The organism is Kitasatospora sp. NPDC004615 (assembly GCF_042873545.1).
GTDB lineage: Bacteria > Actinomycetota > Actinomycetes > Streptomycetales > Streptomycetaceae > Kitasatospora.
Genome location: NZ_JBIALQ010000009.1, coordinates 303,180 through 327,544 on the forward strand (window position 1 = coordinate 303,180; position 24,365 = coordinate 327,544).

The following is a 24,365-nucleotide window of genomic DNA, read 5'->3' on the forward strand; positions in this document are numbered from 1 at the left end:
GGGTGGGCTGTTTGGGTGGGGGGGGGGGCTTTTCCCCGCCCGGGGCGGCCCGCCCCCCCGGGGGGGGGCGGCCCCCCCGGCCCCCCCCCCGGGGGGGGGGGGCCCCCCCCCCCCCCCGCCGGTGCGTCCGCGGGTCAGCCGCGGGTGAGCGTCCGCGGATCAGCCGCGGGTGAGCTTCTTGTAGGTCGCGCGGTGCGGGCGGGCCGCATCGGCGCCCAGGCGCTCGATCTTGTTCTTCTCGTAGGACTCGAAGTTGCCCTCGAACCAGAACCACTTGCTGTCGCCCTCGTAGGCGAGGATGTGGGTGGCCACTCGGTCCAGGAACCAGCGGTCGTGGGAGATGACCACGGCGCAGCCGGGGAACTCCAGCAGCGCGTTCTCCAGCGAGGACAGCGTCTCGACGTCGAGGTCGTTGGTCGGCTCGTCGAGGAGCAGCAGGTTGCCGCCCTGCTTGAGGGTGAGCGCCAGGTTGAGGCGGTTGCGCTCACCACCGGACAGCACGCCGGCCGGCTTCTGCTGGTCCGGGCCCTTGAAGCCGAACGCGGAGACGTAGGCGCGGGACGGCATCTCGACCTGGCCGACGTTGATCCAGTCGAGGCCGTCGGACACGACCTCCCACAGGGTCTTCTTCGGGTCGATGTTGGAGCGGGTCTGGTCGACGTAGCTGATCTTGACGGTCTCGCCGACCTTGACGGTGCCGCTGTCCGGGGTCTCCAGGTCCTGGAGCATCTTGAACAGGGTGGTCTTGCCGGCGCCGTTCGGGCCGATGATGCCGACGATGCCGTTGCGCGGCAGCGTGAAGCTCAGGTCGTCGATCAGCACCTTCTCGCCGAAGGCCTTGTTGAGGTGGTCGACCTCGATGACGACGCTGCCCAGACGCGGGCCCGGCGGGATCTGGATCTCCTCGAAGTCCAGCTTCCGCATCTTGTCGGCCTCGGCCGCCATCTCCTCGTAACGGGCGAGGCGGGCCTTGGACTTGGCCTGGCGGCCCTTGGCGTTGGAGCGGACCCACTCCAGCTCTTCCTTGAGCCGCTTGGCGCGCTTGGCGTCCTTCTGGCCCTCGACCTTGAGACGGGTCTGCTTGGTCTCCAGGTAGGTGGAGTAGTTGCCCTCGTACGGGTACGCGCGGCCGCGGTCGAGCTCGAGGATCCACTCGGCGACGTTGTCCAGGAAGTACCGGTCGTGGGTGACGGCGACGACGGTGCCGGGGTACTTCTCGAGGTGCTGCTCCAGCCAGTTCACCGACTCGGCGTCCAGGTGGTTGGTGGGCTCGTCGAGCAGCAGCAGGTCGGGCTGCTCCAGCAGCAGCTTGCACAGCGCCACGCGGCGCTTCTCGCCACCGGACAGCTTGGTGACCGGCCACTCGCCGGGCGGGCAGCCCAGCGCGTCCATGGCCTGCTCCAGCTGGGCGTCCAGGTCCCAGGCGTTGGCGTGGTCCAGGTCCTCCTGGAGCTTGCCCATCTCGTCGAGCAGCGCGTCCGAGTAGTCGGTCGCCATCAGCTCGGCGATCTCGTTGAACCGGTCGAGCTTGCCCTTGGTCTCCTTGACGCCGTCCTGGACGTTCTCCAGCACGGTCTTCGTCTCGTCCAGCGGCGGCTCCTGCTGGAGCATGCCGACGGTGAAGCCCGGCGAGAGGAAGGCGTCGCCGTTGGAGGGCTGGTCCAGGCCGGCCATCATCCGCAGCACGGTGGACTTGCCGGCGCCGTTGGGGCCGACGACGCCGATCTTCGCCCCGGGGAGGAAGCTGAGCGTCACGTCGTCAAGGATGACCTTGTCGCCGTGTGCCTTGCGCACCTTGCGCATGGTGTAGATGTATTCCGCCACGTGAGATCGCTCCGGCGTCGTCGTCGAGTTAATCGGCTTGCAGCGTTCCATTGTGCCGTAAGGCCGGTGCCGCCCCGAACGCGCTCAAGGGTGTGCGGCAACGGCGACCGGCCGGGCCGTGGCCGCGGGCGGCCCAGGACGCGAACGGCCCCGCCCCCAGTGTTGCGGGGGCGGGGCCGCCCCTCCTCGGCGGGCGGCCGGGGAGGGTCAGCGTGCGGGTCAGGCGCGGCTGTGGCGGCCGCGGCGACGCAGGGCGTAGACCGCGGCGGCACCGGCGACGACCAGCGCACCGGCGATCGCGGCGGTGATGCCGGTGCCCATGCCGCCACCGGTGGTGGCCAGCTCAGGAGCGGACGAGCTGGGCTTCGGGGTGGCCGGCGGGGTGGTCGGCGGCAGGCTGACGCTGTCGGTCTTGCAGTTCAGCACGCCGCTGAAGGTCTGCGAGAAGCCGCCCGGGCCGGTGACGGTGAAGTTGTAGGCGGTGTCCTCGGCGACCGGCAGGACGACGTCCTGGGTGGCGCCGGGCTTCACGGTGACGTCCTTGCCGCCGACGGTGAAGTTCCAGTCCCGGTCGCCCTTGTTGGAGACGGTGAGGACCAGTGCACCCTGCGTGCAGTCGACCTTGCCGGTGGCGGCCGGGATCGGACCGGTGGGCGCCCAGGCGAGGGTGGCCAGGGCGTTGACCTTGACCTTGTTGCTGCCGGCCAGGATCAGCGTCTGGCTGTGCTTGCCGTTGTCGTCGCCGACGAACGCCCGGCCGAGCTTGATGGTGGCGGAGGCGTCCGCGCTGATGGTGGCGGTGCCGGCGTCGGCACCGGCCGGGACCTTCGCGAACAGCTGGTCGCCGTTCTTGGCGGTCTTCACCGCGGCACCGCTCTTGTCGACCAGGGTGACGCCCGCGTCGGTGCCCTTCTTGTCGAGCGCGACGGCGACGTCGGCGGCGCCGCCGCCGGTGGTGACGGTGATCGGGCCGAGCGTCTCACCGCTCTTGCCGGCCACCGAGCCCGGGTTGAGCGCCAGCGAGGGCTTGGGCTCCTCGGCGCCGCCCTTGGCCTCGGCCTGGGCGATCAGCCAGTCGATGAGCTTCTTGGTCGTCGGGCGGTCTGCGACCAGCCGGACCGGCACGTTCGGGTCGGAGAAGTGCCAGATCGCCACCTGGGTGGCCGCGGCGGCGTCGTCCTTGGTCAGGCCGTCGATGCCGGAGGCCTTGGAGAGCGCGACCTCGTCGATGTTCGGGAAGGAGTGCTCGAGTATCCACTGGATCTTCGGGCCGGCCTTGGCCTTGACCTTCTCCGGCTGGGAGAGCGACGTGGAGGCCCAGTCCGTCTCGTGGTAAGTGGCGGTCTTGAGCGTGTCGTTGAGCAGGTCGATGCAGTAGACGTCCAGCGTGGACTCGGTGCCGGTCACCCCCAGGGTGAACTGCCCGGCGGTGACGGGCAGCCAGTGGCCCGGGCGCGTCTCGGACTCGACCTTCTCGCCGTAGCGAATTCCGCCCACCAGCTTCCCGGTCACTCCCGAGTTGCCGTCGGCCGCGGCGGCGGTACCGGTGGCGAGCAGCCCCGACCCGACGACAAGACCGGACGCGAGCATGACAGCAACGATGCGGGAGACGGCCCGCCCCTGCTTGTGGAACATGTGCGATCCCTCCGGGCGGCGACGTGCCGTTGGCAACCCGCCCCCTGCAAAGCGGCAACCCCCTGTGGCGCCGCTGCACGTGTGTGGACCAGACGCATCCTATTGACGCCGCCCGAGCACTCGGCGCCCGTAGCAAATCAGGACGATATCGTAGCTGTTTCGTTATCAAGGAGCGGACTGTCAGCGGGAGTTGATGAGTCGACATAAAGTCACGAGCCGCCGCCGCGGCAATCAGGATTGCACCGATCGGTGCCTCAGGTGCCCAGAATCCGTCAGTTCAGAACCTCCTCCGCCACATCCGAACCCCCCGGCCCCGCGGGCCCGGCGACGCCACCCGCCGCAACACCCGCCGGGCCGCCCGCGGCACCGCCGGCCGCGCCCGCCGCCGCATCGGCCTCCCGGCGGGCCGCCACCGCCCTGACGATCCACTCCGGCACCGCCTCCTCCACCAGCCGCACCTCCCGCGACCCGCCCCTCGCCGGGCCGCTCGGCCACTCGGCCGCCGAACCGCCCTGCGCCGCAGCCGCCTTGACCTCCACCGCCCGTGCCTCCAGCCCCCGCTTGAAGACCGAGGTGCCGCGGGCGAGATCGTGCCCCACCGCCCGGGCGTCGATCTCCACCTCCGTGCGCCGACTGCCCTCCTCTCCCCATTCGCGCACCCGCAGCCGCCCGCTCACCACCAGCGGGTCTCCCTTGTTGACCGAACTGACCACGTTGACCGCGAGCCGCCGCCAGGCCACCACCGTCACCCAGGTGGTCTCGCCGTCCGCCCAATCACCGCGCTCCCGGTCGTAGCGCCGCTCGGTGGCGGCCAATCGGAAGCTGGCGACGGCCACCCCGCCGGCCGTCTCCCGGTACGTCACATTCGAGGCCGCATTGCCGACCATCGTCACCAGCGCGCCGTCCATTCCCCTGCCTCCGTTCTCCGGCCGCCGGACCGGCCGAACCGCTTTTCGCCGACGGTATTTCCGCCGCGGACAGATCCTCCTCCCACCGACGAATTCGGACCGGAAACTTCGCTTCCCCTGTGGAAAACTCGGCCCTGTGGAAAACCGGGATAACTCGCAAGAGTGAAATACCGGTGATTTCCTGTTCGGAATCGATCACTTGAAGTGACGTACCAGGGATCGTGTTCACGACAAGGCTCTCCGCACACCCGCAGGACACCTGTGCGCCACCGCCGAAACCCCGAACGGGCGGGCGTCAACTCGCCCCGTCCATGTCATCCACCTGAACGAACCCCTAAACATGCCCCCACCCGCGGGCCGGTTCGGGGGATTGCCACGCCGAATGCATAACGGGTGGGGCGACAGCCCCGTAACGACTGCACAACGTCCGGCTCCAGGACGCCGCAGAACGCTGCGCATCAGGGCACTACCTGCGATTATCGGACCGCCCCGTGGAGGCCGACACACCCCTGTCGGGTCTTCGAAGTCCAGGTGGCGGAACTGAACACCCGTATCCTGTCCCGGAACATCCCGTCCCGGCGCCCAGGCCCGGCAAGCGGGCCGACGTCACACCCGGCCCCCATAGCTCAGCGGATAGAGCACCCGCCTTCTAAGCGGTAGGTCGCAGGTTCGAATCCTGCTGGGGGCACACAAGGCTCCGGCGACCCGCCGAGCAGCCCCACCCCGGCCAGCACCCGGTCAGTCGCCGGCGCACCCCCCGGCCAGTCGCCGACCCGCCCTCGGCCGGTCCCCGTTGAGCTCCCCGGTCGGCCCCGGGTCACGCCCCGTCCGGGCCCGCCCGCTCCCCCGTCACCAGACCGGCCAGGAAGCCGTCCAGCAGCGCGCGTTGGCGCTCCGGCGGGAATTCGGCGGGCGCGAAGAGCGCCTGCACCACCAGTCCGAGCGCGAAGGACTGGGCCAGCGCGGCCAGGTCCGCGGCCGGCCGGTCGGCGGGGAGTTCGCCCAGTTCCTGCGCCTCGGCGCACAGCTCGGTCATCCGCCGCCGGCTGCGGCGGTAGCGCTCGGCGTGTTCGGCGGTCAGTTCGGGGTCGGTGAGCGCGGCGTCCCAGGAACCGACCCAGATCCGGTTGCCGGCGGCGCCCGCGCCGTCCAGCGGCAGGATGTCGAGCAGCGCGGCGCGCAGCAGGGCCAGGCCGCGGGCGGTGGCGGCCTCGGCGGTGGCGGGGCGGTGGCGTTCGGCGCTCTGCCGGTCGAGGACGTCCAGCGCGTGCGCGACCAGCGCCCGCTTGTTGGGGAAGTAGTGGGTGAGCAGCCCGGTGGAGGCGCCGAGTTCGGCGGCCACGGCGCGCAGGGTGAGTCCGCCGAAGCCGCGGGCGGCGAGTACTCGCCAGACCGCCTCGGAGACGTCCCGGCGGCGTGCTTCGTGGTCTCCGCGGGCGGGTGGTGTCATCGCGCTAGGGTACCTACCAAACGTTTGTTATGTATGTCGGAACGCCGGAGGGGCCGCCCATGTACACCGTCGCACTCGCCGAGAACGCCGAGCTCCGCCCGCTTGAGCCGTGGCAGGCCGAGGAGTTCCTGGCGCACATGGACCGCGCCCGGGCCACCGTCGACCCGTTCATCCCGTGGGCCTCCATCAGCACCGACCTGGCCTCGGCCCGCGCGACCCTGCAGCGCTACGCCGACAAGCAGGCCGCCGACGCCGGCCGGATCTACGGGATCTGGCTCGACGGCACCCTGGTCGGCGGGACGATGTTCGTCCACTTCGACGCCAAGGGCGGGGTGTGCGAGATCGGCGTGTGGTCGGAGCCGGCCGGCCGCGGCCGCGGGCTGGTCACCGAGGCGGTCCGGCACCTGCTGGACTACGCGCTGCTGGAGCGCGGCCTGTACCGCGCCGAGTGGTGGAACTCCACGGTGAACCCGCGCAGCCGGGCGACCGCCCAGCGCCTGGGCATGACCCTGGACGGGACGATGCGCAAGCACACCGAGCACCACGGCGAGCGCCTGGACCTGGAGATCTGGTCGATGCTGGCGCCGGAGTGGCGGGCGGCCCGCGAGGCGGCTTGATCCTGATCACATGGCCCGCGCCCGGCACGCTGTGGAAGGCTGACGAACCGCCCCTTCCCGCTATTCCGGAGGCCGTGATGTCCGCGAGCACCGACCCGCTCGACCGCCCAGGCCCCGGGGACACCGAGCTGCCGACCGGCGTGGCGGGCCTGCGCTGCTGGGTGGGCGCGGACCGGGTGGCGACGGTGCTGCTGGACCGGCCGAAGCGCCGCAACGCGGTGACCGGCGCCATGTGGCGGGCGCTGCCGGGCCTGCTGGCCGAGCTCGGCGCCCGCGCCGACGTGCGGGCGCTGCTGCTGACCGGCGCCGAGGGCACCTTCTCGGCCGGTGCGGACATCGCCGAACTCGCCGGGGTGTACGCCGATCCGGCCGCCGCGGACACCTATCACGCGTTGAACGTGGCGGCCGAGGAGGCGCTGGCAGCATTCCCGCGGCCGACGCTGGCGGTGATCCGGGGCGCCTGCGTGGGCGGCGGCTGCCAGCTGGCGGTCGCCTGCGACCTGCGCTTCGCCGCCGAGGACGCCCGGCTCGGCATCACCCCGGCCAAGCTGGGCGTGGTGTACCCGGCGGTGCCGACCCTGCGGCTGGCCGCGCTGGTCGGCCCGGCCCGGGCCAAGTACCTGCTGTTCTCCGGCACGCTCGTCCCGGCCGCCCGCGCGGAGCGCTTCGGCCTGCTGGACGAGGTCGTCCCGGCCGAGGAACTCGACTCCCGCGCACGCGAGTTCGCCCGCCTTCTGACCCACCGCTCACCCCAGACCATCGGCGCGGTGAAGGCGGCCCTGGCCGTCCCCGCAGCGGATGCCGCAGACGCCCTGGAGCCGTGGGAGCGCGCCTCCCGCACGGCACCGGACGTCCGCGAGGGCCTGGCGGCGTTCCTGGAGCGGCGCGAGCCCTCGTTCTGAACGGCGCACGGCGATTCAACAGTGCTGCACAATCTCCGATGACCGGATCGTCACACCGCGAGTCCGGCCCGACCGAAGGAGCAGCATGTCCACCCCCGCCGTCGAGACCGCCTGGGCCTCCCGGATCAGCGACGGCGTGGAGCCGAAGAATGTGATCATCGCAGTGCTGCCGCTGATCGGCGCAGGCCGCTACGGCTGGACGGGGCTGGCCTGGGCGGCGTTCGCCGCGCTGTTCGCCGCGGTGATACCGACCTGGTTCATCGCCCGCGGAGTGCGCCAGGGCAGTATCGAGGACCGGCACGTCGGGCAGCGCCGCCGCCGGCTGGTGGTGATCCCGTTCATCATGGGATCGGTGCTGGTCAGCCTGCTGACGATGATGCTCCTGGACGCCCCGGCCGACATGACGGCGATGGTACTGGCGATGTTCGCCTCGCTGGTGCCGATCATGGCGATCACGGTGTGGTGGAAGGTCTCGGTGCACACCGCCGTACTCAGCGGAGCGATCGTCTGCACGGCGGTCGCGCTCGGCCCGTGGTGGCTGCTCCTGCTGCCGGGGGTGGCACTGGTGGGGTGGTCCCGCGTGGTGCTGCGGGACCACACCCGGGCCCAGACGGTGGTCGGTGCACTGGTGGGTGCCGCCACCGCCGGGCTGACCTTCTGGGCGGCCCGCTGACGGGCGGACCGCCGACCTGCAGCCCGCCGACCTGCAGCCCGCCGACCGACGGACCCGCTGACCGGCCGCCGGCGGGTGGCTCGTCAGCGGATGGGCGCGCCCGAGATGGCCCGGGCGATGACCAGCCGCTGGATCTCGCTGGTGCCCTCGAAGACGGTGTAGATCGCGCTGTCGCGGTGCATCCGCTCGACCGGGTACTCGCGGGTGAAGCCGTTGCCGCCGAGGATCTGCATGGCCTGCGCGGTGACGAACTTGGCCGTCTCGCCGGCGTACAGCTTGGACATCGAGCCTTCGGCGTTGGTGAATGGCCGGTTGTTGACGGCCATCCAGGAGGCCCGCCAGACCAGCAGCCGGGCCGCGTCGATCCGGGTCTTCATGTCGGCGAGCTGGAAGGCGACGCCCTGGTTCTCGATGATCGGCTTGCCGAACTGGACCCGGGTCTTGGCGTAGTCCAGGGCGACCTCGTACGCGGCCCGGGCGATGCCGATGGCCTGGGCGCCGACGGCGGGGCGGGAGGCCTCGAAGGTGGCCATCGCGGCGTTCTTGCCGCCGCCCCTGGTGCCCTCGCGGGCCCGGGCGAGGCGGGCGTCCAGCTTCTCCTTGCCGCCGAGCAGGCAGTGGCCGGGGATGCGGACGTCGTCGAGGACGACCTCGGCGGTGTGCGAGGCGCGGATGCCGTGCTTCTTGAACTTCTGGCCCTGGCTCAGGCCCTTGGTGCCGGGCGGGATCAGGAAGGACGCCTGGCCGCGCGAGCCGAGCTCGGGGTCGACGGTGGCGACCACGACGTGGATGTGGGCGATGCCGCCGTTGGTGGCCCAGGTCTTGGTGCCGTTGATCACCCACTCGTCCTTGGCCTGGTCGTAGACGGCGCGGGTGCGCAGCGCGGAGACGTCGGAGCCGGCGTCGGGCTCGGAGGAGCAGAACGCGGCGACCTTGACGTCGTCGGGGGTGCCGAACATCTGCGGCGCCCAGGTGCCGATCTGCTCGTCGGTGCCGTTGGCGAGCACGGCGACGGCGGCCAGGGTGGTGCCGGTGATGGCCAGGGCGATGCCGGCGTCGCCCCAGAAGAGTTCTTCCATGGCGATCGGGATGCCGACGCCGGACGGGTCGAAGAACTGCTGGGCGTAGAAGTCGAGCGAGTAGATGCCGAGCTTCGCGGCCTCCTGGATGATCGGCCAGGGGGTCTCCTCGCGTTCGTCCCACTCGGCGGCGGCCGGGCGGATGACGTCGGCGGCGAAGCCGTGCAGCCAGTCACGGACGGCGATCTGGTCCGGCCCGGGGTCGAGCGAGAAGGTGGTCATGGGTCGGCCTCCATGGGACGGGGATGCGGGCCGGAGCGTCCGCGCCACTGCGCTGTTACCTCCGGTAACATGGTGGCGAGTCTGCTACCGATAGGTAACCGGTGTCAACGCCCGTCCCGGACCGCCCTGCACGCACGAGGAGCAGCGCATGACCACCGAACCCCGCCGTGAACAACTGCTCAACGCCGCCGACCGGGTCGTCCAGCGCGAAGGCCCGAGCGCCAGCATGAACGCGATCGCCGCCGAGGCGGGCATCACGAAGCCCATCCTGTACCGGCACTTCGGCGACCGGAACGGCCTGATCGGCGCGTTGACGGCGCGTCACACGGCCGGACTGCTGGCCGCCGTCCGGGCCGCCCTGAACGAGCCGCTGGAGCGCCGCGACCGGGTCGAGCACGTGCTGGACATCTACCTGGCCGCGATCGAGGCCCGCCCGCAGGTGTACCGGCTGCTCACCCACCCCGAGCCGGGCGATCCCACCGGCGCGGGCAACGCGCTGGCGCCCGCGCTGCGGCAGATCGCCGAGGAGATCACCCGCGCCATCCAGCGGCAGATCGACCTCGGGCAGGACGGGCCGCTGCTCTCCGAGACCTGGGGCCGCTCGATCACCGGCATGGTGCTGGCGGCGGGCGACTGGTGGCTGGAGACCCGCCCCTGCCCGCGCGCCCGGATGGTGCAGGCGCTCGCCGACCTGTTGTGGGGCCGGCTCTCGGCGGCTGCCGACCTGCCGCCGATGCTCGCCACGCCGGAGGCCTGACCACCCATCGAACATGAGCATGTCTCACCTCTTGTGCGGCGGGGACGGCTCCGGCAGGATCGGCGCACCCCACCCCTCCCCACCCCGCCGCGAGGTGCCCCGTGCGCGTCCGCCGCTCCGCCGCCGCCCTGCTGCTCACCGCCGCCGTCGTCCTCGGCACCGTCTCGGCCGGCCCGCCCGCCGACCACGCCGACCGCTTCGCCGACCGCTTCGACGCCCGCAAGGTCTCCGCCACCACCCTCCCCGACGGCCGCACCGCCTTCACCGACCGGCACGGACGCGTCCTCGACCTGCGCGGCTTCAACCTCGACAAGTACGACGAGACCACCGAGGCCGACCTGCGCGACCTCGCCTCGCACGGCTTCCAACTGATCCGCGTCGCCGTCTCCTGGGCCCGCCTCGAACCCGCCCCCGGCCGCTACGACAAGGCCCAACTCGCCCGCCTGCACCGCATCCTGGACTGGGCCGAGAAGTACCACCTGTACGCCGTCGTCGACTACCACCAGGACGTCTACGGGCAGTACTTCGGCGGCGGCGACGGCGGCGCACCCAGCTGGGCCACCCGCGACGACGGCCTGCCGTTCACCCCCGACCCGAACGACTGGTTCGCCGGCTACTTCCAGCCCTCCGTCCAGGCCGCCTTCCGCCACCTCTACGACGACCGCGACCTGCAACGCGCCCAGGCCGACCTCTACGCCACCGTCGCCCGCGAACTGCGCGGCCACCGCGCCCTGCTCGGCTACGACCTGTTCAACGAGCCGTTCGGCCCGGTGAACGGCGACCCCACCGACCCGGCCGTCCTCGCCGCCTCCGCCGCCGCCCTCGAACAGGGCCGGCTCCCCGCCATGTACCGCCGCCTGATCGCGGCGGTCCGTCAGGTCGACCGCGACGCCTGGCTGTTCGTCGAACCCACCGTCCTGGTCGGCCAGGGCGTCCCCACCCGGCTCCCCGCCTTCACCGACCCCCGGCCCGGCGCCGACCGGATCGGCTACGCCCCGCACTTCTACGACACCGCCGTCGAAGCCGGCCAGGACTGGGACCCGGCCGGCGGCTTCGTCGACGCCTACACCGACGCCATCACCACCTACCCCCGTACCCACCACCTCCCCGTCCTGGTCGGCGAATGGGGCCCGCCCAGCGCCGCCACCCCCGGCAACGCCGAACTGATCCGCCGCCAGGTCACCGCGATGAACGGCTTCGCCGCCGCCTGGACCATGTGGTACTGGTGCCGCGGCAACGGCGGCTACTGCGCCCTCACCCCCACCGGCAGCCCCGCCCCCGGCTACGGCCCGGTGTTCGCCGGACGGTAGGCACGGGGCGCTCGGGTGCCGTCCGTCCTGCTCGTGCGTGGTTGCTCGCGCAGTTCCCCGCGCCCCTGTCGGGGCGCGGGTCCCGGCCCCTACTTCAGCCCGCGCCGAACCAGCAGCGGCTCGATCGAGGGCTCCCGCCCCAGCACCGCCCGCACGCACTCCATCGCGTCCCGGCTCCCGCCCCGCGAAAGCAGCTCCGCCCGGAACAGCTCGCCGCTCTCCCGCACTTCGCGCCCGCCGCCGCGGAACCACTCCACCGTCTCGGCGTCCAGCACCTCGGACCAGATGTACGCGTAGTACCCGGCGCTGTACCCGTTCGAGAACACGTGGTTGAAGTAGCCGGTCCGGTACCGCGGCGGCACCGTCGCCATCCCGACGCCCGCCTCGGCGAGGGCCCGGGCCTCGAAGGCTTCCGCGTCCTCGACGACCGTGCCGGCCGGCAGCGAGTGCCAGGCCCAGTCGAGCAGCGCCGCCGCCAGGTACTCGACGGTGCGGAAGCCCTGCCCGTAGTTCTCGGCGGCCAGCATCCGCTCCACCGTCTCGGCGGGCAGCGGCTCGCCGGTGACGTGGTGCCGGGCGTAGTTGGCCAGCACCTCGGGCCAGACCATCCACATCTCGTTGACCTGGGACGGGAACTCCACGAAGTCGCGGGGCACTTCGGTGCCCGCGAACAGCGGGTACCGCACGTCCGAGAACAGGCCGTGCAGCGCGTGCCCGAACTCGTGGAACAGCGTCCGCACCTCGTCCCAGCTGAGCAGCGCCGGCTCGCCGGCCGGCGGGTGCGCGATGTTGAGGTTGTTGACCACCACCGGCTTGCGGCCGAGCAGCCGGGACTGCGGGACCAGTTCGTTCATCCACGCGCCGCCGCGCTTGGACTCGCGGGCGAAGAAGTCGCCGATGAACAGGCCCAGCGAGGACCCGTCCGCGTCCGTCACCTCGAACACCCGGGCGTCCGCGTGGTAGGCCGTCAGATCCGGACGCTCGGTGAAGCTCAGCCCGTACGCCAGGCCGGCCGCGAAGAACACGCCGTCCCGCAGCACCCGCTCAAGCTCGAAGTACGGGCGCAGCGCTGCCGTGTCCACGTCGTAGCGCTCGGCGCGGACCTTCTCGGCGTAGAACGCCCAGTCGTGGGCGGCGAATTCGGTGACGCCGTCGGCCGCCGCGGCGGCCGCCAGCTCGGCGGCCTCGCGCTCCGCGTTGGCGACGGCGGGTCCGACGAGGCGGCCGAGCATCGCGTCGACCGCCTCGACGGTGCCGGCGGTCTCGTCGGCGACGACGTACGCGGCGTGGCTGTCGTAGCCGAGCAGCGCGGCGCGTTCGGCGCGCAGCGCGGCCATCCGGGCGGCCAGCGGGCCGTTGGTGTCCAGGCCGCGGCGCAGCGAGGCGGTGAGCAGGCGCTCGCGCAGGGCGCGGTCGGTGAGCTCGGCGAGTTCGGTCTGGTTGGAGAAGTTCTTCAGGCTGAGCACCCAGTGGCCGTCGTGGCCGAGCGCGCGGGCGTTCTCGGCGGCGGCGGCGATCGCGGTGTCGGGCAGCCCGTCGAGGGCGTCGGCGCTGTCCACCACGATGGCGCCGGCCAGCGAGGCCTCGTGGGTGTTCTTGCGGAACGCTGCGGCGTCGGCCGCGAGCCGGGTGTTGATCTCGCGCAGCCGCTGCTGGCCGGCCTCGTCGAGGCGGGCGCCGGCCCGGACGAAGGCGGTGTGGTGGCGCTCCAGCAGGCGCAGCGACTCGGCGTCCAGGCCGAGTTCGTGGCGGGTGCGGTGCAGGGTGTCGATGCGGGCGAACAGCGCCGCGTCGAGGTGGATCGCGTCGGAGTGGGCGGCCAGCCGGGGGCTGATCTCGGCGTCGAGGGCCTGGACTCCGGGGGTGGTGTCGGAGGAGTCCTGGTTCTCGAACACCACGCTCACCCGGCGCAGCACCGCGCCGGAACGTTCCAGCGCCACCACGGTGTTGTCGAAGGTCGGCGGCTCCGGGTCGGCGACGATCGCGGCGACCTCGGCGAGCTGGTCGGCCATGCCCCGCTCGAACGCCGGACGGTAGTGCTCTTCCCGGATCTCGGCGAAGGGCGGAAGCTCGAACACCAGGGTGCTGGGCGAGAAGAAGGGATTGTCGCTCATGTCCGCCGACCCTACGGGGCGCCGGGCCCGGGCGGAACACCGAATCCCCACAAGCACCGCTGACGTGGGCTGTCACCGGTACCGGCTACCGTCGACAGGTCCCCCGCCGCAGCACGAAGCCGCAGCACGAAGCCGCGGCACGAAACCTGCCCGCCCCCGGAAGGAGCCGCCCCGTGCGATACGCCCTGGTGCCCGACCCGCACGGCCCGGGCGGGCGGCTGCGCCCGCTGGCCGAGGACGGTTCCCCGCTCGGCCCGGCCGAGCGGGTGCCGCGGCTGGCCGAGGCGGTCGCGGCGGTGGAGGCCGAGCACGCGCCGCGCTGGGTGTGGCCGACCGCCGACACCGCTTACGGCCCGCTGCTGGCCGCGCTGCCGGAGCGGGTGGCGCGCTGCCACGACCTGCGGTTGACGGAGGCGCTGCTGCTCGGCCGGGAGGGCCGGTTCGGTGCGCCGCGTTCGCTGGGCGCGGCGTGGGCGCGGCTGCGCGGGCTGCCGGTGCCGGCCGACCTGCCGGAGGGCGCGCTGCCCGACGAGGACGGCCTGTTCGCCCCGGACCGGCTGCAACTGCCGCCCGGCACCGATCCGTTGGAGGCCACGGTGGCCGTCCACGCGGAGCAGTTGCGGCGGCTCGCGGCGATCGCCGATCCGGCGGCCCGGTCCCGGTTCCGGCTGCTGGTGGCGGCCGAGTCGGCGGGGGCGCTGCTGGCCTGCGAGATGGCGTACGACGGGCTGCCGTGGCGCGCGGACGTGCACGACGCGCTGCTGACCGAGCTGCTGGGCCCGCGTCCGACCATTCCGGGCACGCTGCCCTCGAAGCTGTCCGATCTCGCCCTGGAGGTGCAGCAGGCGCTCGGCGCGCGGCCGTTCAACCTGGACTCGCACACCCAGGTGATCAAGGCGTTCGCCGATCGCGGCATCCAGTTGTCGTCCACCCGCTCCTGGGAGCTGAAGGCGGTCGACCACCCGGCGGCGGCCCTGATGGTCCGCTACAAGGAGCTGTCGCGGCTGCACGCCGCGCACGGCTGGGCCTGGCAGGCGGCGTGGGCGCGCGGCGGCCGGTTCCGCCCCGAGTACGTGGTGGGCGGCGTGGTCACCGGCCGCTGGGCCTCCCGGGGCGGCGGCGCGCTGCAGATCCCGCGCACCCTGCGCCGCGCCGTGGTCGCCGACCCGGGCTGGCTGCTGGTGGTCGCGGACGCCGCGCAGCTGGAGCCGCGGGTGCTGGCCGCGCTGTCCGGCGACCGCGGCCTGGCCCGCACTGCCGCCGGCGGCGACCTGTACGCGGCGCTCGCCGCCAGCGCCTTCCAGGGCGACCGGGAGAAGGCCAAGCTGGGCCTGCTGGGCGCGATGTACGGCCAGACGGGCGGCGGCATCGGCCCGCTGCTGAACACGCTGCGCCGCCGCTATCCGGACGCGATGGGCTACGTGGAGGCCGCGGCCCGCACCGGCGAGGACGGCGGCGTGGTCTCCTCCCGGCTGGGCCGGGTCTGCCCGCCGCCGTCGGCGGACTGGCTGGACCTCACCGAGGCCCCGGAGTCCGGCGAGGCGGGCGGCCGTTCGGCCCGCGCCCGGGGCCGTTTCACCCGCAACTTCGTCATCCAGGGCTCCGGCGCCGACTGGGCGCTGGCCCTGCTGGCGGCGCTGCGCCGCCGGCTGGCCGCGCTGCGTTCCGGCCCGGACCGCCCGCACCTGGTGTTCTTCCAGCACGACGAGGTGGTGGTGCACACCCCGGCCGACCTGGCGGACGCGGTGGCCGCCGAGGTCGCGGCGGCGGCCGACGAGGCGTCGGCCCTGGTGTTCGGCGACACCCCGGTCCGGTTCCCGCTCAGCACCGCCGTGGTCGACTGCTACGGCGACGCCAAGTGATCGGCCTGCGCCTCGCCGGGCCGGGTGATCAGCAGCAGCAGCGCGTCGTCGCCGAGTTCGCCGCCGGTGTGTTCCAGCAGGTCGCCGTAGAGGTGGGCGACGGCGGTGTCCAGCTCGGTCAGTGACCGCCAGCCGTCCTTGACCAGCGGGCCGACCCGTTCGGCCAGCGGGTAGAACGTTCCGGAGCTGCGGCCCTTGGCCTCGATCACGCCGTCGGTGCACAGCACCAGGACGTCCTGCGGGCCGAACGGGACGGTGATGGAGCGGGGTGCGCCGGCGGCGAGGTCGCCGAGGCCGAGCGGCAGCCACGGGTCGGCGGCCTCCAGCACCTCGGCGCGGCCGTCGGCACCGACCCGGATCGGCGGAACGTGGCCGAGGTGCACCAGGTCGACGTGGCCGGCGGCGCGGAACTCGGCGAACAGCGCGGTGGTGAACTCCCCGTCGGCGACGTGCCGGTGCATGCTGGCCTCGATCCGGGCGGCGACGTCCGGCAGCCGCTGCTCGTCGTAGGCGGCCTCGCGGAACGCGCCGAGCACCACGGCGGCGGTCTGCACCGCGCCGAGCCCCTTGCCGCGGACGTCGCCGACCAGCACCCGGGTGCCGTGCGGGGTTTCCAGCACGGAGTACAGGTCGCCGCCGATCCGGGCGGCGTCCGCGGCGGAGACGTAGTGCACGGCCAGCCGCAGCGGCCCGACGACCGGGTCGGGCTGGCGCAGCAGCGCCCGCTGGGCGGCCTCCGCGACCGAGCTGACGGCCGCGAAGGCCTGGGCTCGTCGCATCCGCAGTTCGGCGACCCAGGCGCTGAACGCGCTCAGCACGATGTAGCTGATCGCCGCGCCGAACAGGAACCGGCTGTCGGACGGGGCGGTGACCCGGTCGTAGTAGCGGTTGAGGGCCAGCATCGCCAGCAGGCCGAGCAGGCACGTCCCGAGCAGCTCGCGCGGTGTGAGGGTGAGCGCGGCGACGGACGGCACGACGACCATCAGCGGCGCCAGGTAGGTGCTCGACCCGGCCAGCAGGTCGGCCATCGTCACCAGGCCGATGGCCATCAGCGCGGGTGCGGAGCGGAGCAGCAGGGGGATGTCCTGCAGGTCTGCGAGCAACGCGGCCCGACGCCAGGAGGACGGCACATCGCCGCTCCCGGTGGCCGGCGTCCGTTCCCGGCGTCGATGTTGCACATTTCCGAACATATCGGACCGCCGTCCACCCCGCCCTTCTCGACCGGGCGGGCCTCGGCGGGCGGTCGGGCCGTTCGGCGCCACGGGTGGCGGCGGGTCGCCCGGCGTTACGGACGGGCGGCGGCCGCGGACTAGGCTCGGGTTCGGGCCGCTGGTTGCTCCGGCCGAAGAAAACGCCGGTCACCCCTGGACGGAATACCCCTGGGGGGTATGCTGTTCCTGTCGGTACAAGCGCGAGCGTCCCGGAGGTTTCCATGTCCAGCACCGTCACCTACAACGTCAGCGGCATGAGCTGCGGCCACTGCGAGAAGGCCATCAACGGCGAGGTCTCCGTCCTTGCGGGCGTCACCGCGGTCTCCTCCGACTCCAAGGCCGGCACCGTCACCGTGACCGCCGAGTCCCCGGTCAGCGACGAGCAGATCGCCGCCGCCGTGGACGAGGCCGGCTACGAGCTGGTTGGCCGGGCCGTCTGACCCGCCGCCGGGGGTGGGCCGCATGCCCGCCCCCGCGCCGCCGCCGAGAAAGAACGAGCCGATGAGCACCACCACCGATCCCGCCGCCCCCGCCGGGCCCCGGGAGCGCGTCGAACTGGCGATCGGCGGTATGACCTGCGCGTCCTGCGCCGCCCGGATCGAGAAGAAGCTGAACCGGATCGACGGCGTCGAGGCCAGCGTCAACTTCGCGACCGAGAAGGCCCGGGTGGACTTCGGCCCCGGCACCAGCGTCGCCGACCTGATCGCCACCGTGGAGAAGACCGGCTACACCGCCGAACTCCCGCCGGCCCCCGAGCCCGAGCCGGAGGCCCCCGCGCCGGAGCCCGACCCGCTGCGCGAACGGCTGCTGATCAGCGCCGTGCTCAGCCTCCCGGTGGTGCTGCTCTCGATGGTCCCGGCCCTCCAGTTCGACAACTGGCAGTGGCTGTCCTTCGCCCTCACCGGCCCCGTCGTCGTCTACGGCGGATGGCCGTTCCACCGCGCCGCCTGGACCAACGCCAAGCACGGCGCCGCCACCATGGACACCCTGGTCTCGCTCGGCACCCTCGCGGCCTTCGGCTGGTCGGTGTGGGCGCTGTTCTGGGGGCACGCCGGGATGCCCGGCATGCGGCACTCCTTCGCCTTCACCGTCGACCGCACCGCCGCCTCCTCCACCCTGTACCTGGAGACCGCCGCCGCCGTCACCACCCTGATCCTGCTCGGCCGCTGGCTGGAGGCCCGCTCCAAGCGCCGCGCCGGCGCCGCCCTGCACACCCTGCTCGACCTCGGCGCCAAGGACGTGGCGGTGCTGCGCGGCGGCCGCGAGACCCGCGTCCCGATCGACCGGCTCGCGGTCGGCGACCGGTTCGTGGTCCGTCCCGGCGAGAAGATCGCCACCGACGGCACCGTGGTCGAGGGCAGCTCCGCCGTGGACGCCTCGATGCTGACCGGCGAGTCCGTGCCCGTCGAGGTCGCCGTCGGCGACCTCGTCACCGGCGCGACCGTCAACGCCGGCGGCCGGCTGGTGGTCGAAGCCACCCGGGTCGGCGCGGACACCCAGCTCGCCCGGATGGCCAAGCTCGTCGAGGACGCGCAGAACGGCAAGGCCGCCGCCCAGCGCCTCGCCGACCGGATCTCCGCCGTCTTCGTGCCCGCCGTCATCCTGATCGCCCTCGCCACCCTGGTCGGGTGGCTGCTGGTCACCGACAGTCCCACCGAGGCGTTCACCGCCGCCGTCGCGGTCCTGATCATCGCCTGCCCCTGCGCCCTCGGCCTGGCCACCCCGACCGCCCTGATGGTCGGCACCGGCCGCGGCGCCCAGCTCGGCATCCTGATCAAGGGCCCCGAGGTCCTGGAGAACACCCGCAAGGTCGACACCGTCGTCCTCGACAAGACCGGCACCGTCACCACCGGCCGCATGACCCTCACCGCCGTCCACACCGCCGAGGGCACCACCGCGGACGAGGCGCTGCGGCTGGCCGGCGCCCTGGAGCACGCCTCCGAGCACCCGATCGCCCAGGCCGTCGCCGCCGCCGCGCAGGAGAAGTTCGGCGAGCTGAAGCCGGTCGAGAGCTTCGAGAACGTCCCCGGCCTGGGCGTGCGGGGCACCGTCGAGAGCCACCAGGTGCTGGCCGGACGCGCCGCGCTGCTCGCCGACACCCCCCTGCCGCCCGCCCTCGCCGACGCCAGGGCCGCCGCCGAACGGGCCGGCCGCACCGCCGTCACCGTCGCCTGGGACGGCGCGGCGCGCGCCGTGCTGGAGGTCGCGGACGCGGTGAAGCCGACCAGCGCCGAGGCGATCGCCGAACTGCGGGCCCTGGGTCTGCGTCCGGTGCTGCTGACCGGCGACAACAGGCTGGTGGCCGAATCGGTGGCGGCCGAGGTCGGCATCCCCACCGAGGACGTGATCGCCGAGGTGCTGCCTGCGGACAAGGTCGCCACCGTCCGGCGCCTCCAGGCCGAAGGACGCACCGTGGCCATGGTCGGCGACGGCGTCAACGACGCGGCCGCCCTCGCCCAGGCCGACCTGGGCCTGGCCATCGGCACCGGCATCGACGCCGCCATCGAGGCCGCCGACCTGACCCTGGTCCGCGGCGACCTCCGCTCCGCGGCGGACGCGATCCGGCTCTCCCGCCGGACCCTCGCCACCATCAAGGGCAACCTGTTCTGGGCCTTCGCCTACAACGTCGCCGCCCTGCCGCTGGCGGCGACCGGCCTGCTCAACCCGATGATCGCGGGCGCCGCCATGGCGTTCTCCTCGGTCTTCGTGGTCACCAACAGCCTGCGGCTGCGCCGCTTCCAGCCGGCCTGAGCACCGGCCTGAGCACCAACCGCCCGGTCAACGGCCGAGCAGTTCACCGCCGTTGCAGTGCAGGATCTCGCCGGTGATGAACCCGGCCTCCTCGGAGGCGAGGAAGCACACGGCGGCGGCGACCTCGCCGGACTCGCCGATCCGGCCGAGCAGAGTGCGCGCCGAGCGGCGGGCGACCTCCGCCTCGTCCAGGCGCGGCCCGAAGAACTCGGTGCCCGCCACCGTGCCGGGCGCCACGATGTTGGCGGTGATCCCGGACGGGCCGAGCTGGGCGGCCAGGAAGTTGTTCCAGGCGTGCAGCGAGGCCTTCGCCGCCCCGTACGAGCCGGCGCCGCGCAGCGCGGCGATCGAGGAGACGGTGATGACCCGGCCGGAGCCGGGGGTGAGCCGGTCGCGGACGGACTCGGTGAGCAGCACGGCGGTGAGCACGTTGCGTTCGAAGTCGCCGCGCCAGCGGGCCAGTACGGCGTGCGGGCCGGCGCCGAACACCGTCTCCCGGCTGCCGGCGTTGTTGACCAGCACGTCGATCCGGGCGGGCAGTTCGGCCAGGGCGGCCTCCACGGCGTCCGGGTCGGCGAGGTCACACACCAACGGGGTGACGTTGGGGCCGAGTTCGGCGGCGGCGTGGTCGAGGACGCCGGGACGGCGGCCGACGATCACCACCTGCTCGCCGGCCTCGGCGAAGCGCCGGGCCACCTCGAGGCCGATGCCGGTTCCTCCACCGGTGACAACAACGTTCCTGGCCATAGCGGACTCCCTCCCTGACCGTTCACCGCTCAGCGGATGGCAGGCGGTCCGTACCGGATTGCCACGATTCCTATCACGCTGGGTTGCGGTGTCTGCGGGGTGGGTGACGTCGCGCGCTCACCGTGCGGTGTGATATGCGCTCCGCCGTCCGGGTGCGCGGATGCACACGGAGAGTGGAGAGAGGCAACTCACACCCCCCTGGCGTAACTCTGCGCCCCCTGTTACGTCTTACCTTTTGTAGAGCGGGGCTCCGGCGGGCCCCGGACGGTCGTCGATTCGTCGACGGCCCTCGCGCACGGCGCCGGGCCGGATCCGGGAGCCCGGGGATTGCTTTGAGCGGCCGTTCCCCACCCGGGGTCCGTCCCGGGCGCCGTGCGCCCCAACGACCAGCACCACGGCATCGAAAAAGGGGCCCGGCCCCCGCCTCCCTCATCGGGAGGCCGGGGGCCGGGCCCCTTCGTTCGGTCGCGGCTCGCTCAGCGGCCGTCGAGCGGCACGTAGTCGCGGATCTCGACGCCGGTGTAGATCTGCCGCGGGCGGCCGATCCGGCTGGTCGGGTCCTTGATCATCTCGTGCCAGTGGGCGATCCAGCCGGGCAGCCGGCCGAGCGCGAACAGCACGGTGAACATGCTGGTCGGGAAGCCCATCGCGCGGTAGATCAGACCCGTGTAGAAGTCCACGTTCGGGTAGAGGCGACGCGAGACGAAGAAGTCGTCCTTGAGCGCGTGCTCCTCCAGCTTGAGGGCGATCTCCAGCAGCTCGTCGGACTTGCCGAGCTGGGCCAGCACCTCGTGGGCGAGCACCTTGACCTGCGCGGCGCGCGGGTCGAACGCCTTGTAGACGCGGTGGCCGAAGCCCATCAGCTTGACGCCGTCCTCGCGGTTCTTCACCTTGCGGATGAAGGCGTCGACGTCGCCGCCGTCGTTCTTGATCTGCTCCAGCATCTCCAGCACGGCCTGGTTGGCGCCGCCGTGCAGCGGGCCCCAGAGCGCCGAGATGCCCGCCGAGATCGAGGCGAACAGGTTGGCGTGCGAGGAGCCGACCAGGCGCACCGTCGAGGTGGAGCAGTTCTGCTCGTGGTCGGCGTGCAGGATGAGCAGCTTGTCCAGGGCGTTGACCACGACCGGGTTCAGCTCGTAGTCCTCGGCCGGGACGGCGAAGGTCATCCGCAGGAAGTTCTCGACATAGCCGAGGTCGTTGCGCGGGTAGACGAAGGGCTGGCCCATCGCCTTCTTGTACGCGTACGCCGCGATCGTCGGCAGCTTCGCCAGCAGGCGCACCGTCGACAGGTGGCGCTGGTCCGCGTCGAACGGGTTGTGGCTCTCCGGGTAGAAGGTGGAGAGCGCGCCGACCACCGAGGACAGCATCGCCATCGGGTGGGCGTCCCGCGGGAAGCCCTGGAAGAAGCGCTTGACGTCCTCGTGCAGCAGGGTGTGCTGGGTGATCTCGTTGCTGAACGTCGCCAACTCGCCCGCGTTCGGCAGCTCGCCGTTGATCAGCAGGTAGGCGGTCTCGATGAAGTTGGCCTCGCCGGCCAGCTGCTCGATCGGGTAGCCGCGGTAGCGCAGGATGCCGGCGTCACCGTCAATGAAGGTGATCGCGGACTTGTTGGCGGCGGTGTTGCCGAAACCGTTGTCCAGGGTGACCAGGCCGGTCTGCGGAAGCAGCTTCGAGATGTCGAAGCCGGCGTTGCCCGCAGTGCTCTCGACGACGGGGTACTCGTACTCGCCGTCCTGGTACCGCAGTACTACCGATTTGTCGCTCACGTCTTCCTCACCGACGAAATTGATCCTCATCCGGCTGCCCTGACTGTCTCAACGATCCCCCATCCGAAGGACGGCCGCGCACCGGGGGTGACCCGGGAAAGGACCAGGGCCTACAAACTCTGCTGCCGCAGCCGGTGTGAACCGGACAAGATCGGCACCAGACCAGGTTCCGCCCTAAATCTCTTCACGTCAAGACAACCTCTGCCCGTACCGTACCCCCTGAACCACGCCCCGAGGCCAATCTGTGGTCCAGCGCGGAGTGCCGCCGCCCGGCGCTCACCGCCCGCACCGCCTGCCCGATCGCCTTCCGCGACCCCACCAGGACCACCAGCTTCTTCGCCCGCGTCACCGCGGTGTACAGCAGGTTGCGCTGAAGCATCGGCCACGCCGACATCGTGACGGGAATCACCACCGCCGGGTATTCACTGCCCTGAGAACGATGGATCGTCACCGCGTACGCGTGCGCCAGCTCGTCGAGTTCGTCGAAGTCGTACGGGATCTCCTCGTCCTCGTCGGTCATCACCGTCAGCCGCTGATCGTCCACACTGAGCGAGGTCACGACGCCCACTGTGCCGTTGAAGACGCCGCTGCGCCCCTTGTCGTAGTTGTTCCGGATCTGCGTCACCTTGTCGCCGACCCGGAACGTCCGCCCACCGAAACGCCGCTCGGGCAGGCCCTCGCGAGCCGGCGTGACCGCCGACTGGAGCAGCGTGTTCAGCGCGCCCGCCCCCGCCGGGCCGCGGTGCATCGGTGCCAGCACCTGGACGTCGCGCCGCGGGTCCAGACCGAAGCGCTGCGGGATGCGTCGGGCTACCACGTCCACCGTCAGGCCCGCCGCGCGCTCCGTGTCGTCCTCCGCGAACAGGAAGAAGTCCGGCAGGCCGTCGGTCAGCGGCGGCAGGCCCTCGTTGATCCGGTGCGCGTTCACCACCACACCCGACTGCTGGGCCTGCCGGAAGATCCGGGTCAGCCGCACCGACGGGATCGGGCTGCCCGGCGACAGGAGGTCACGCAGCACCTCGCCCGCACCCACCGACGGCAGCTGGTCCACGTCCCCCACGAACAGCAGGTGCGCACCCGGCGCGACCGCCTTGACCAGCTTGTTCGCCAGGATCAGATCCAGCATCGACGCCTCGTCCACCACCACCAGGTCCGCGTCCAACGGCCGGTCCCGGTCGTACGCGGCGTCCCCGCCCGGCTTCAGCTCCAACAACCGGTGCACGGTGGACGCCTCCGCGCCGGTCAGCTCCGCCAACCGCTTCGCCGCCCGCCCCGTCGGCGCCGCCAGCACCACCTTCGCCCGCTTCGCCAGCGCCAACTGCACGATCGACTTCACCGTGAACGACTTGCCGCAGCCCGGCCCGCCGGTCAGCACCGCGACCCGCTCGGTCAGCGCCAGCCGCACCGACTGCTCCTGCTCCGGGGCGAGCTCCGCCCCCGTCCGCTTCGCCAGCCAGCTCAGCGCGGCCGGCCAGTCCACCCCCCGGAACCACGGCAGCCGGTCCTCCTCGGCCCGCAACAGCCGCAGCAACTGGCCCGCCAGCGAGATCTCCGCCCGGTGGAACGGCACCAGATACACCGCGGTGACCTCCAGCCCGTCCCCACCCGGCAGCCGCTCGCGCACCACGCCCTCCGCCGCGACCAGCTCCGCCAGGCAGTCGATCACCAGCCCCACATCCACCTGCAGCAGCTTCACCCCGTCCGCGATCAGCCGCTCCTCCGGCAGATAACAGTGCCCCTGGTCGGTGGACTGCGACAACGCGTACTGCAGGCCCGCCTTCACCCGCTCCGGCGAATCGTGCGGAATACCCACCGCCTGCGCGATCCGGTCCGCCGTCAGGAACCCGATGCCCCACACATCCGCCGCCAGCCGGTACGGCTGGTTCTTCACCACCCCGATCGACGCGTCCGCGTACTGCTTGTAGATCCGCACCGCCAACGACGTCGACACCCCGACGCTCTGCAGGAAGACCATCACCTCCTTGATGGACTTCTGCTCCTCCCACGCCTTGGCGATCATCTTCGTCCGCTTCGGCCCCAGCCCCGGCACCTCGATCAGCCGCTTCGGCTCGTTCTCGATCACCTCCAGGGTCTCCACCCCGAAGCGCTCCACGATCCGCTCCGCGAACCGCGGCCCGATCCCCTTGATCAACCCCGAACCCAAGTACCGCTGAATGCCCTGCACGGTGGCCGGCAGCACCGTCGTGTAGTTCTCCACCGTGAACTGCCGCCCGTACTGCGGATGCGACCCCCACCGCCCGAACAACCGCAGGCTCTCCCCCACCTGCGCCCCGAGCAGCGCCCCCACCACCGTCAACAGATCATTCGCCCCACGCCCGGTGTCCACCCGCGCCACCGTGTACCCCGTGTCCTCATTGGCGTACGTGACCCGCTCCAGGACCCCCTCCACCTGCGCCAACTGCAACGGACACCTCACCCACAATCAGGACACATCGCACCGATGAACCTACCGCGCGCCACTGACACCCCTAACTTTCGCGCCCCGCCAGGGGTCCCCCCAGCAAATCGAGGGGGCG

General features: G+C 72.3%; 18 protein-coding genes and 1 tRNA gene. 9 read left to right on the forward strand and 10 right to left on the reverse strand.

The window, feature by feature from the left end; translation table 11 throughout:
• Positions 1-159: 159 nt before the first annotated feature.
• The 3 genes from ettA to ACFYS8_RS29490 all read right to left on the reverse strand — a co-directional run bounded on the left by ettA (position 160) and on the right by ACFYS8_RS29490 (position 4,367).
• Complete coding sequence (gene ettA / locus ACFYS8_RS29480; RefSeq protein WP_387646603.1) at positions 160-1,824, reverse strand: energy-dependent translational throttle protein EttA; 1,665 nt, start codon at positions 1,822-1,824, stop codon at positions 160-162.
• Between the two features lie 219 nt (positions 1,825-2,043).
• Positions 2,044-3,459: a Cys-Gln thioester bond-forming surface protein gene (locus tag ACFYS8_RS29485; RefSeq protein ID WP_387646606.1), complete on the reverse strand. Its 1,416-nt coding sequence runs from the start codon at positions 3,457-3,459 to the stop codon at positions 2,044-2,046.
• Positions 3,460-3,731: 272 nt separating this feature from the next.
• Complete coding sequence (locus tag ACFYS8_RS29490) at positions 3,732-4,367, reverse strand: single-stranded DNA-binding protein (protein ID WP_387646608.1); 636 nt, start codon at positions 4,365-4,367, stop codon at positions 3,732-3,734.
• Between the two features lie 615 nt (positions 4,368-4,982).
• Between ACFYS8_RS29490 and ACFYS8_RS29495 the strand changes: the two genes are divergently transcribed.
• A tRNA-Arg gene (locus tag ACFYS8_RS29495) sits at positions 4,983-5,055 on the forward strand.
• Positions 5,056-5,184: 129 nt separating this feature from the next.
• Here the strand turns inward: ACFYS8_RS29495 and ACFYS8_RS29500 are convergent.
• Positions 5,185-5,817: a TetR/AcrR family transcriptional regulator gene (locus tag ACFYS8_RS29500; protein WP_387646609.1), complete on the reverse strand. Its 633-nt coding sequence runs from the start codon at positions 5,815-5,817 to the stop codon at positions 5,185-5,187.
• 59 nt (positions 5,818-5,876) lie between these two features.
• On the opposite strand from ACFYS8_RS29500, the gene ACFYS8_RS29505 reads away from it, so the two are divergent.
• The 3 genes from ACFYS8_RS29505 to ACFYS8_RS29515 all read left to right on the forward strand — a co-directional run bounded on the left by ACFYS8_RS29505 (position 5,877) and on the right by ACFYS8_RS29515 (position 8,009).
• Complete coding sequence (locus tag ACFYS8_RS29505; protein WP_387646612.1) at positions 5,877-6,434, forward strand: GNAT family N-acetyltransferase; 558 nt, start codon at positions 5,877-5,879, stop codon at positions 6,432-6,434.
• Positions 6,435-6,511: 77 nt separating this feature from the next.
• Entirely contained in the window at positions 6,512-7,336 is an 825-nt protein-coding gene (locus ACFYS8_RS29510) for an enoyl-CoA hydratase/isomerase family protein (RefSeq protein ID WP_387646614.1), read from the forward strand.
• 85 nt (positions 7,337-7,421) lie between these two features.
• Positions 7,422-8,009 (forward strand): hypothetical protein, encoded by a 588-nt coding sequence (locus tag ACFYS8_RS29515; RefSeq protein ID WP_387646617.1) that lies wholly within the window; start codon positions 7,422-7,424, stop codon positions 8,007-8,009.
• 83 nt (positions 8,010-8,092) lie between these two features.
• Here ACFYS8_RS29515 and ACFYS8_RS29520 read toward each other — a convergent pair whose 3' ends face one another.
• Entirely contained in the window at positions 8,093-9,310 is a 1,218-nt protein-coding gene (locus tag ACFYS8_RS29520) for an acyl-CoA dehydrogenase family protein (RefSeq protein WP_387646619.1), read from the reverse strand.
• A gap of 148 nt (positions 9,311-9,458) precedes the next feature.
• Between ACFYS8_RS29520 and ACFYS8_RS29525 the strand changes: the two genes are divergently transcribed.
• Positions 9,459-10,067 (forward strand): TetR family transcriptional regulator, encoded by a 609-nt coding sequence (locus ACFYS8_RS29525; protein WP_387646622.1) that lies wholly within the window; start codon positions 9,459-9,461, stop codon positions 10,065-10,067.
• Positions 10,068-10,168: 101 nt separating this feature from the next.
• Positions 10,169-11,377, forward strand: coding sequence for a glycoside hydrolase family 5 protein (locus ACFYS8_RS29530; RefSeq protein ID WP_387646625.1), 1,209 nt, complete (start codon positions 10,169-10,171; stop codon positions 11,375-11,377).
• Positions 11,378-11,466: 89 nt separating this feature from the next.
• Here ACFYS8_RS29530 and ACFYS8_RS29535 read toward each other — a convergent pair whose 3' ends face one another.
• On the reverse strand, positions 11,467-13,491 hold the full coding sequence (locus ACFYS8_RS29535) for a M3 family metallopeptidase (RefSeq protein ID WP_387646627.1): 2,025 nt from the start codon (positions 13,489-13,491) through the stop codon (positions 11,467-11,469).
• A gap of 173 nt (positions 13,492-13,664) precedes the next feature.
• Here ACFYS8_RS29535 and ACFYS8_RS29540 point away from each other — a divergent pair, with 173 nt between their 5' ends.
• Entirely contained in the window at positions 13,665-15,353 is a 1,689-nt protein-coding gene (locus tag ACFYS8_RS29540; protein WP_387646630.1) for a bifunctional 3'-5' exonuclease/DNA polymerase, read from the forward strand.
• Here ACFYS8_RS29540 and ACFYS8_RS29545 read toward each other — a convergent pair.
• Positions 15,335-16,531: a PP2C family protein-serine/threonine phosphatase gene (locus tag ACFYS8_RS29545; RefSeq protein ID WP_387646632.1), complete on the reverse strand. Its 1,197-nt coding sequence runs from the start codon at positions 16,529-16,531 to the stop codon at positions 15,335-15,337. The genes ACFYS8_RS29540 and ACFYS8_RS29545 overlap by 19 nt on opposite strands.
• A 254-nt stretch (positions 16,532-16,785) precedes the next feature.
• Here ACFYS8_RS29545 and ACFYS8_RS29550 point away from each other — a divergent pair, with 254 nt between their 5' ends.
• Positions 16,786-17,004 carry a heavy-metal-associated domain-containing protein gene (locus ACFYS8_RS29550; protein ID WP_387646634.1) on the forward strand — a complete coding sequence of 73 codons (219 nt, stop codon included), beginning with the start codon at positions 16,786-16,788 and terminating at the stop codon, positions 17,002-17,004.
• A gap of 61 nt (positions 17,005-17,065) precedes the next feature.
• A complete protein-coding gene (locus ACFYS8_RS29555; protein ID WP_387646637.1) occupies positions 17,066-19,315 on the forward strand; it encodes a heavy metal translocating P-type ATPase in 2,250 nt (749 codons plus the stop codon).
• 27 nt (positions 19,316-19,342) lie between these two features.
• Here ACFYS8_RS29555 and ACFYS8_RS29560 read toward each other — a convergent pair whose 3' ends face one another.
• The 3 genes from ACFYS8_RS29560 to ACFYS8_RS29570 form a co-directional block, all read right to left on the reverse strand.
• Positions 19,343-20,062, reverse strand: coding sequence for an SDR family NAD(P)-dependent oxidoreductase (locus ACFYS8_RS29560; protein ID WP_387646640.1), 720 nt, complete (start codon positions 20,060-20,062; stop codon positions 19,343-19,345).
• 476 nt (positions 20,063-20,538) lie between these two features.
• Entirely contained in the window at positions 20,539-21,828 is a 1,290-nt protein-coding gene (locus ACFYS8_RS29565) for a citrate synthase (RefSeq protein WP_387646642.1), read from the reverse strand.
• 184 nt (positions 21,829-22,012) lie between these two features.
• A complete protein-coding gene (locus ACFYS8_RS29570; RefSeq protein ID WP_387646644.1) occupies positions 22,013-24,253 on the reverse strand; it encodes an ATP-dependent RecD-like DNA helicase in 2,241 nt (746 codons plus the stop codon).
• Positions 24,254-24,365 lie beyond the last annotated feature (112 nt).